Annotated in this window: 7 protein-coding genes, 1 pseudogene and 1 riboswitch; of the genes and pseudogenes, 6 read left to right on the top strand and 2 right to left on the bottom strand. The window is 61.6% G+C overall.

Going from position 1 to position 8,794, the window contains the following annotated elements; all coding sequences use genetic code 11:
* Positions 1–238: pseudogene (locus ACNPM8_RS10420) on the top strand (IS110 family transposase); the annotation flags it as partial.
* 307 nt (positions 239–545) lie between these two features.
* On the opposite strand, the gene ACNPM8_RS10415 reads toward ACNPM8_RS10420, so the two are convergent.
* Positions 546–1,820 carry a carboxylate--amine ligase gene (locus ACNPM8_RS10415; protein WP_133834167.1) on the bottom strand — a complete coding sequence of 425 codons (1,275 nt, stop codon included), beginning with the start codon at positions 1,818–1,820 and terminating at the stop codon, positions 546–548.
* 13 nt (positions 1,821–1,833) lie between these two features.
* Positions 1,834–2,976, bottom strand: a complete 1,143-nt coding sequence (locus ACNPM8_RS10410) for a lipid II:glycine glycyltransferase FemX (protein WP_448939799.1) — start codon at positions 2,974–2,976, stop codon at positions 1,834–1,836.
* A 96-nt stretch (positions 2,977–3,072) separates the two neighbouring features.
* On the opposite strand from ACNPM8_RS10410, the gene ACNPM8_RS10405 reads away from it, so the two are divergent.
* From ACNPM8_RS10405 to ACNPM8_RS10385, 5 genes are all read left to right on the top strand, one after another.
* The gene (locus tag ACNPM8_RS10405; RefSeq protein WP_105656113.1) at positions 3,073–3,402 is read left to right on the top strand and encodes a metal-sensitive transcriptional regulator; all 330 of its coding nucleotides are present in this window, start codon (positions 3,073–3,075) and stop codon (positions 3,400–3,402) included.
* Between the two features lie 59 nt (positions 3,403–3,461).
* Positions 3,462–3,776, top strand: a complete 315-nt coding sequence (locus tag ACNPM8_RS10400) for a heavy-metal-associated domain-containing protein (RefSeq protein ID WP_448939798.1) — start codon at positions 3,462–3,464, stop codon at positions 3,774–3,776.
* Positions 3,777–3,832: 56 nt separating this feature from the next.
* Complete coding sequence (locus ACNPM8_RS10395) at positions 3,833–6,091, top strand: heavy metal translocating P-type ATPase (RefSeq protein WP_448939797.1); 2,259 nt, start codon at positions 3,833–3,835, stop codon at positions 6,089–6,091.
* A 228-nt stretch (positions 6,092–6,319) separates the two neighbouring features.
* Positions 6,320–6,418, top strand: a riboswitch (glycine riboswitch).
* A gap of 321 nt (positions 6,419–6,739) precedes the next feature.
* Positions 6,740–8,242, top strand: a complete 1,503-nt coding sequence (gene cycA / locus ACNPM8_RS10390) for a D-serine/D-alanine/glycine transporter (RefSeq protein ID WP_133834170.1) — start codon at positions 6,740–6,742, stop codon at positions 8,240–8,242.
* Between the two features lie 258 nt (positions 8,243–8,500).
* Positions 8,501–8,794: helix-turn-helix domain-containing protein (locus ACNPM8_RS10385; protein WP_448939796.1), on the top strand; the 294-nt coding region annotated here is incomplete at its 3' end.

The raw sequence follows: 8,794 nt of genomic DNA, 5'->3' as shown, positions 1-8,794 counted from the left end.
GCTGCTCGTCGAGGCTGCATGGCATCACAAACCGCGGTACCAGCCGGGGAAAACCATGACCGACCGGTGGGCCAAGGCATCGGCCCAGGCAGCGGCACGGGGCGATGCCGGGAATCGGCGCCTGAACCAGCGGTGGAATACCCTGGCCAGCCACAAGAAGAAGCACACCGTCGCGTGCACCGCGATTGCCCGTGAACTTGCCGGTTGGTGCTGGTCATTGGCCGTGATGGACGAATAATTCTGCAAGACTCGCCTCTCATATCATGCCAAGTGGAGCATGCAGCGTGAAGAGCGCATCAGCGGAAGGCCTATGAGCAGCATCCCAAGAGGTGCCACGCTCGATCCTAGACAAGCTGGTTGCTCTCGCCGAAACAGGGTCATGCGGTAACCAACCCGCGTATGTCAGACTGACCACGCGTCACCAAGACACGCCGCACCACCGGGTCGATCAGGGAGGTGAAAAGCACCCGCTCGGCAATCCAGCCGAGCGGGTGCTAACCCATGCCTACTTGACAATTACGGGCACATATCAGGCCTGGGCAAGCCTACTGGGTGCGCGGCGGGAACGCCTTGAACTTGCGGTAGTGGTTGGCCGCATTCAACAGCAGATAGAGCTTGCGGCGAGGGTTCTTCTCGGCTGCGAACTTCAACGGGTTCGAGACCTTGCCGGCCTTGAGCAGTGCTTCCGCCTTGCGGCCGGTTCCGCTGTCCAGGAAGCGGCGCAGCAAGTGGTGCGGCAGCACGGTGAATAGCCGCTGGCGCGACAGCTGCAAGACTCCTGTCCCGGTGTCCACCACCGCGTCGGTTTCCGGGTTCGACTGATCGAACGGCGCGCCGAGGAACTCGGTGACATAGAAACGGGCCGGGTTCACCCCGGCTGCGGTCAGGTAGAAGTGGTTGCGGCCCAGGCGCGGGTTGATCTCGAAGAATTTGATCTGGCCATCGCGGTGATCGTATTTGGCATCGATCATGGCAATTCCGCGCCAGCCCAGTTCTTCGAGCATGCGCGCGCCATCGGCGGCCATCGCATCGTTGCGACCGGTGACAATGGCAGCCGAATTGCCCAGCACCAGCGGGGCATGCTCCTCGATCACCACTTCGCCGTAGCCGGCGAAGATGACCTTTTCTTCCTGGGTGGCGAAGTAGGTGCACAGGCGCATCGCGTCATCTCCGCCCGGAATGTACTCCTGGAAGATGTAGCCCGAGTCGTAGCCGCTGCCATCGATTCTGGAAATCAGGGCTTCGAGGTCGGCACGGCTGTCGATGGTGTGGATCTTCTGCTTGCCCTCGAACTTGGCGGCGATCCAATCCGCGGAGCTCGATGGCTTGCCGATGACCGGGTAGTCGAAGGAACCAACCAGCGAATCCAGCGGGGTTCCCGGGTAATACACGGCGGTGCGCGGGTGGGCGATGCCCAATTTTTCGGCGAGCGCGTAGAAGTTCTCTTTCAGTGCCGCACCCTCGATGGTTTCCAGCTGGGGGTACGGGATGACGTACTGTTCCTCAAGCTGCTCACGGTTCTTGGCGATCAGCATGATGTGGAAGTCCAGGGAGCCGAAAAGCATCAGCGGCCGATCCGCCGCGGCCTTCAGCTCATCGGCCAGCTCGACCAGGGCCGCGACTACGCGTCCCTCGTCGGCCATGGAGCCGATGGGGCGCAGTTCGATGGCTACCGAGTGCTCGATGACGCCGTTGCCGGCAGCCGGCAGAACCACCGAGCGTACCCCGTAGGCCTCGTAGAATTCGCGCGCCAAGGTGTAGGTGCCGATGTCCCCGCCGAGGATGACCGGGACAAATGGCTGGGTTGGATCGATTGCCAAAGTGGTGTTTTCCCTACTTCTTGCGCCAGTTCATGTATTTTTCGAAGGCCCACGCCAGGGGCTTGTTCAGCGCCAGGTCCCACTCGCCGTTGGTCTGCACGATGTCGCAGCCGGTGTTGGTCTTGAACTTGGTCAGCCCCGAGAGGTGGTGCTCCTTGTCCAGGGTCGCGCTCACGCCGCCCTGGTCCAGATAGCGGCAACCTGCCTCGATGGAATCGATGACCATGTGCTGCATGATCGCCTTCGGCGCGAACAGCTTGCGCTGCTCCGAGGAGGAAGCGCCGTACAGGTACCAGGCCAGGTTCGAGGAACGGATGACAATGGATGCGGCCAGGTCCACGCCTTCATTGCTGGCGATGTACAGGGTGCAGGAGCCCGGCACCGCTTCGTTGAGCACGGTGTGCATCTTCTCGAAGTATCCCAGCGGGCGGCCGGTGAAGTCCTGGCGGTCCGCGGTGTGGTTGTACAGGGCATGGAAGCGGGCCATGTCCTCGGTCTGGCCGACTTCGATTTCCAGGGTGCTCTTCAGCGCCTTGCGGGTCTCGTTGCGGGTGGTCGCCGAGTAGCTGGCCATGACCTGGTCCACGTCCAGCTGGTTGCCGTCATCATCTTGCAACGCCACGCGGGCCACGAATTCCGGCTGGCCCGCAGCGAAGTCCAGACCCACATCTTCTTTGGAGAAGCCCATTTCCAGCAAGGCGTCATTCAGCGCTAGCGCGGTGCCTGAGGTGCTCTGGGTTTCAAGGTCAGCGAGCTGGGTGAACCCTTCCTTGCCCAGGTTCTTGCGCACCGCGGCGGCACCCCAGGTGCGCACGGCCAGTCCCGGGCCCATCTTCAGCTGGAATGCGCCACGATTCTTCAGGTAGGCGGCCAGCGGCTGGATTACCTGTCCAGGAGCATAGGTGCCGAAGTCGATGACCGGGCCATCGGGGATGTAGGCGAGGGTCTTCTTGATGACCGGGGCTGCACGATGCAGCACCAGTGCCGCGCCTACCAGCTCGTCTTCCTCGAACCAGCCGAGGGATTCACCGCGCCAGCCGCCCTTGACCTGGGCCCATTCGGGACGCTGCAGGAAGCTGACGTCTTGGGCGGTCTCAAGGAATGCTGAGTGCTCGGTGCCGGAAATCGGACGCACATGAAGTTCGTTGTGGCTCACGGGTGAAATCCTACCGTGCTTCCCTCTCCGGCTGGGGGATGCTGGATACCCCTAGGGGGTACTTGACTTAATACCCCTAGGGGGTATGATCGAAATATGGATACCAACCACACGCCACATGAAACAGCTGAGCACCACGGCTATCACGCGGATAAAAGCGCGTTGGAACGACGCCTGAAGCGCATTGAAGGCCAGGTGCGCGGAGTGGCCAAGATGGTCGATGAAGACAAGTACTGCATCGACATCCTGACCCAAATCTCCGCTATCAACGCGGCATTGCACAAGGTCAGCGTGCAGCTGATCGATGACCATATCGGCCATTGCGTGGTTGATGCGGCCAAGTCATCCATCGAGACGGGTGATCCATCCATCGTGCAAGACAAAATCGCCGAGGCCACGGCCGCCATCTCCCGTTTGGTGCGCTGAGCGCGCCCCAACGGACCCATTTCCAATTCACACAGAATTCATCGAAAGAGAGCAAGATCATGAGCCACAACTGCAATTGCGGATGCTCCTCGGAAAAGAACTCCAACCAGGGCCTGCAGATCATTCCCCGCGAGCAGAGCACCCCGCTGACTAGCCATGTGGAAATCAAGATCTCCGGCATGACCTGCGGCCACTGCGTATCCTCTGTCACCGAGGAGCTCAAGGAGCTTGACGGGGTGCAAGAGGTCGAAGTGTTACTCGATGCGAAGGGCGTGTCCACCGCCAACGTCACCACCAGCGCAACCGTAAGCGAAGAAAGCATTCGCAATGCCATCGACGAGGCTGGTTACACCGTCGAAGCAATTAACGCCTAGCCGCAAAAAAGCCAGGCACCAAGCCACAACGGCAAGAAAGTGCAAGGTCGTAAATCATGACTTCCCATGCCCCGCATGAAACAATCCCCGAATTGCGCACCGTCGATCTGGACATCCAGGGAATGACCTGCGCCTCGTGCGTGAATCGGGTGGAACGCAAACTCGGCAAGCTGCCCGGTGTCAGCGCGACGGTGAACCTGCCCCTGGAAACCGCCAAGGTCCAGGTCCCAGCCGATGTCACCGATGAAGCACTGATCGATACGGTGCAAGCCGCCGGCTATACCGCTTCCCTCAAGCACCCGCCCAAACCTGCGGGTTCGGATCACCAGGGAGATGGTGAGCATGAGCACGGCGGGCACGAGCACCTGGTGCCCAACCACCTGCTGCGCCGCCTGCTGGTCTCCGCGATCTTCACCATCCCGCTGTTCATCATTTCCATGATTCCCGCAGCGCAGTTCCCGCACTGGGGTTGGGTCGCCTTCGCGCTGGCCACTCCCGTGGTCTTCTACGGCGCCTGGCCTTTCCACAAGGCAGCGGCCGTCAACGCACGGCACCTGGCCTCGACCATGGACACCCTGGTTTCCCTCGGTGTGCTCGCGGCCTACTTCTTCTCTGCAGTGCAGCTGATCCTCGATCCGCAGCTGACTGCCCATGTCGGCATGTCCATGTCCGAGCATGCGCTCTACTTTGAAACGGCCGGCGTCGTGGCCACCTTGCTGCTGCTAGGCCGCTTCCTGGAGCACCGCGCCAAGTCCTCGGCATCCGATGCGCTGAAGTCCCTGCTGAACCTGGGCGCCAAGGATGCAGTGGTGCTTCGCGACGGCACGGAAGTGAAGATCCCTGCCGGGCAGGTGCAGGTCGGGGACCATTTCGTGGTGCGCCCCGGCGAGAAGATCGCCACCGACGGCGTGGTCATTGACGGCGCCAGCGCGGTAGACACCTCGCTGCTGACCGGTGAATCGGTACCGCAGAGAGTTGCGCCCGGCGATGAAGTCACCGGCGCGCCCCTGAATGCCTCGGGCCGGCTGGTGATTGAAGCTACCCGCGTTGGCGCGGACACCACCTTGGCCCAGATGGGCAAGCTGGTCTCCGAAGCCCAGTCGGGCAAGGCGCCCATTGCCCGCCTGGCTGACCGGATTTCCTCCGTCTTCGTGCCGATCGTACTGGCCATTGCGCTGCTCACGTTCATGATCTGGTTCTTTGCCAGCGGCGATCCCTACCAGGCGTTCACCGCTGCGGTCGCCGTGCTGGTCATCGCCTGCCCCTGCGCATTGGGACTGGCGACCCCGATCGGCTTGCTGGTCGGTAGCGGACGCGGCGCGCAGCTGGGCATCCTGATCCGCGGCCCGCAGGTCCTGGAAGATACCCGCAAGCTGGACACCATCGTGCTGGACAAGACCGGCACCGTGACCACCGGGATCATGACCCATCAAGGCACCAAGGCCATCGACGGGGTCGATCCCAATGAGGTCCTGGCCTTGGCCGGTGCCGTGGAACACCATTCCGAGCATCCGATCGCCCAGGCCATCGCCAAGGCCGCAGCCGGCTTGGGTCCATTGCCCGAGGCCAGCGACTTCGATTCGGATCCAGGCGGCGGCGTGGTCGGCACGGTCAACGGGCATCGCGTTGCCGTAGGCCGCTTCAGCTGGCTCGAAGCCCAGGGCACCTCCTTGGATGACTCCGCCAAGGCCATGCTCACGGAAGCCGAACAGGCCGGCGCGACCGCCATCCTGGTCGCGGTGGACCAGCAGTTCCAAGCTGTGATCTCGGTGGCGGACAAGATCAAGGACAGCTCCGCGAAAGCTATTGCCGAACTCCAGGAGCGCGGCCTGCGCGTGGTGCTGCTGACCGGCGACAACCAATCGGTGGCTACCGAGGTCGCCGCCCAGGTAGGCATCAAGGCCGAAGACGTATTCGCCGGGGTCTTCCCCGCCGACAAGGCCAAGGCGATCACATCGCTGCAGGAGCAGGGCAAGGTCGTGGCCATGGTGGGTGATGGCGTGAATGACGCACCAGCACTGGCACAGGCCGACCTCGGCATCGCGATGGGCTCGGGCACCGATGTGGCCATCGAAGCCGCGGACATTACCCTGATGGGCAACGACCTGCATCAGGTCACGCAGGCCATCGATCTGTCGGCCAGGACCCTGTCCACCATCAAGATGAACCTGTTCTGGGCCTTCGCCTACAACACTGCCGGCATTCCGATTGCGGCCCTGGGTTTGCTGAACCCGATGATCGCCGGAGCGGCCATGGCAGCCAGCTCGGTGCTGGTGGTACTGAACTCGTTGCGACTGCGACGGTTCGGGAAGTAGGCCTCCGGGCTTCCACAGCGGGGCATCGGTTGATCCGATGCCCCGCTTAGCCGTATCCATGCCCCTTGCTTCCCGAATCATTACGAAGCAGAAAATCCCCCATTTCGCCCGCCACTTTCCCCGATTGGCGTGTCCAAGCGGTTATCCGGGGCCTGGAGTGTGAAATTGCGACTTGCACCACGTTCGTTTTTCTGCGCATACTGTGATGGCAATCACCACATATGCCGTTGATGCGTGGCGGGAGAGATCCGTCCACACCATGGGCGGGCGCCGTAGGAGCAATTTCCTCCCCGGGAAACTCTCAGGCACCCGTACCGCCACGAAGAGGCAAATCTGGAAAGCAGCACGGTTCCGCCGCGCTCACCGAAGGAGCAATCTTCGCCCAGTAGTCGGGCCGAAGTGAAAACTCTCAGGTATACATACAGATTGGGGAGGGACCTAGAACAGTGCCGCACCGAGCGCACCGGTTTCGAGGTACTCCCCGTGGCTTAACCGGCTCCTGCTCCTTGCGCAGCTTGCCGGGCATGCCAGCTGGAATCCTCCGTACCGGATGTGTTCAACGAAGCCAGTCCCTGCGCTCCAAGCCATGAAGGCTTGGAGGCAGGACACCTTCAGGGCGTCACGCCACACTCCTGGAAGGCAACCAGCATGAGTACCACCAGTTCTGATCCCACTCTCGAGCGCGGGCTCTCCAATCGTCACATCCAGCTGATCGCCATTGGCGGCGCTATCGGCACCGGCCTGTTCATGGGCTCGGGCAAGACCATTTCGGTCGCCGGCCCGTCGGTCATCTTCGTTTACATGATCATCGGCTTCATGCTCTTCTTCGTCATGCGCGCCATGGGCGAGCTGCTGCTGAGCAACCTCGAATACAAGACCTTCGCCGACTTCGCCGGGGACCTGCTGGGCCCGTGGGCGGCGTTCTTCACCGGCTGGACCTACTGGTTCTGCTGGGTAGTCACCGGCATTGCCGACGTGGTGGCCATCGCCCACTACGTCGCCTTCTGGTGGGGCGACCTTCCGCTGTGGATCCCGGCGCTGGGCTGCATCGCACTGCTGCTGGTGCTGAACCTGGCCACCGTGAAGGCCTTCGGCGAAACCGAATTCTGGTTCGCGCTGATCAAGATCGTGGCCATCGGCGCGCTGATCGTAGTCGGCCTGGTCATGGTCATCACCGGCTTCGAGCACGACTCGGCCACCGCTTCCTTCTCCAACCTGTGGACCGAAGGCGGCATGTTCCCCACCGGCTTCATGGGCTTCGTCGCCGGCTTCCAGATTGCGGTGTTCGCGTTCGTGGGCATCGAGCTGGTCGGCACGACCGCAGCGGAAACCAAGGACCCGGAAAAGACGCTGCCCAAGGCGATCAATTCGATCCCCATCCGCATCCTGTTCTTCTACGTCGGAGCCTTGATCATCTTGATGACCGTGGAACCGTGGAACCTGTTCTCCGCCGAGCAGTCCCCGTTCGTGGGCATGTTCGCCCTGGCCGGCCTGGCCGGTGCCGCGGGCATCATCAACTTCGTGGTGCTCACCTCCGCGACCTCCAGCGCCAACTCTGGGATCTATTCGACCTCGCGCATGCTGCGCGGCCTGTCCATGGAAGGCGATGCGCCCCAGGGCTTCGCCAAGCTTTCAAGCCGCAAGGTGCCGAAGAACGCACTGATGTTCTCCTGCATGTTCCTGCTGGCAGGCGTCGCATTGCTCTACAGTGGCGACTCGGTGATGGGCGCCTTCACCCTGGTCACCACAGTCTCGGCCCTGTGCTTCATGTTCGTGTGGACCATCATCCTGCTCAGCTACCTGGTCTTCCGCGCACGCCGCCCGCACCTGCATGACGCCTCGAAGTTCAAGGTGCCCGGCGGGGTCGTCATGCCCTACGTGGTACTCGGCTTCTTCGGCTTCATCCTCTGGGCATTGACCACCCAGGTTGATACCTTCAGCGCCCTGCTGATCACCCCGGCATGGTTCCTGATCCTGGGCGCAGGCTACCTGTACATCCGCCGCAACCCCCAGCACCAGGCACTGCGCGCCGCGCACCTGGCCAAGGTGGCGCACGAACGCTATGAGGCCGCCGCCTACCGTGAAGCGAAGTCCTTCGCCAAGCTTGAAGCGGAAACCGCGGAGCAGGTCTCCGAGGATATCCACCAGTAGCCCGGGCACCTGACAGGTCTCTCGATCAGGCCCCGGCATTGAACTGCTCCCCGAAAGTTGGACTGTAAAAGTCAACAACTTTAGGGGAGCATTTTCATGCACGCACGAAGCACACTATCCGAGTACCAACGCGAGCAACTCGTGGAACTCTTCGAGCAAGGCTATGGATATAGGTCTGTGGCATCAGTGATTAAAGTCGGTACATCCGCGAGCAAGCGCCTCTACAATAAGTGGCGGTTACATGGCAGGCTATGCCTCATGCAGAAACCAGCAAAAAAGCAGTATTCCTTCGAGACCAAGAAGGAAATCGTTGACCGGTTCCTTGCAGGTGAAACTGCCATGGAACTTGCCGCAAAGTTCAACGTCAGTTCCGACGTGTTGGTTGCCGATTGGGTGCGGTTATGGCGAAAAGGCGGCGACGACGCACTGATGCCCAAACCTAAAGGACACCCAAAAGGCTCCGTACCTAAATCGCCTTTGAGCGAAGAAGACAAGCTCCGCCAAGAAAATAAACGACTGCTAGCCAAGGTCGCTTACCTGGAAAAACTCCGA

The sequence above is a fragment of the Glutamicibacter sp. AGC46 genome, assembly GCF_053543715.1.
Note: the sequence above shows the minus strand (reverse complement) of the source record. Positions and strands in the feature narration are given on the sequence as shown.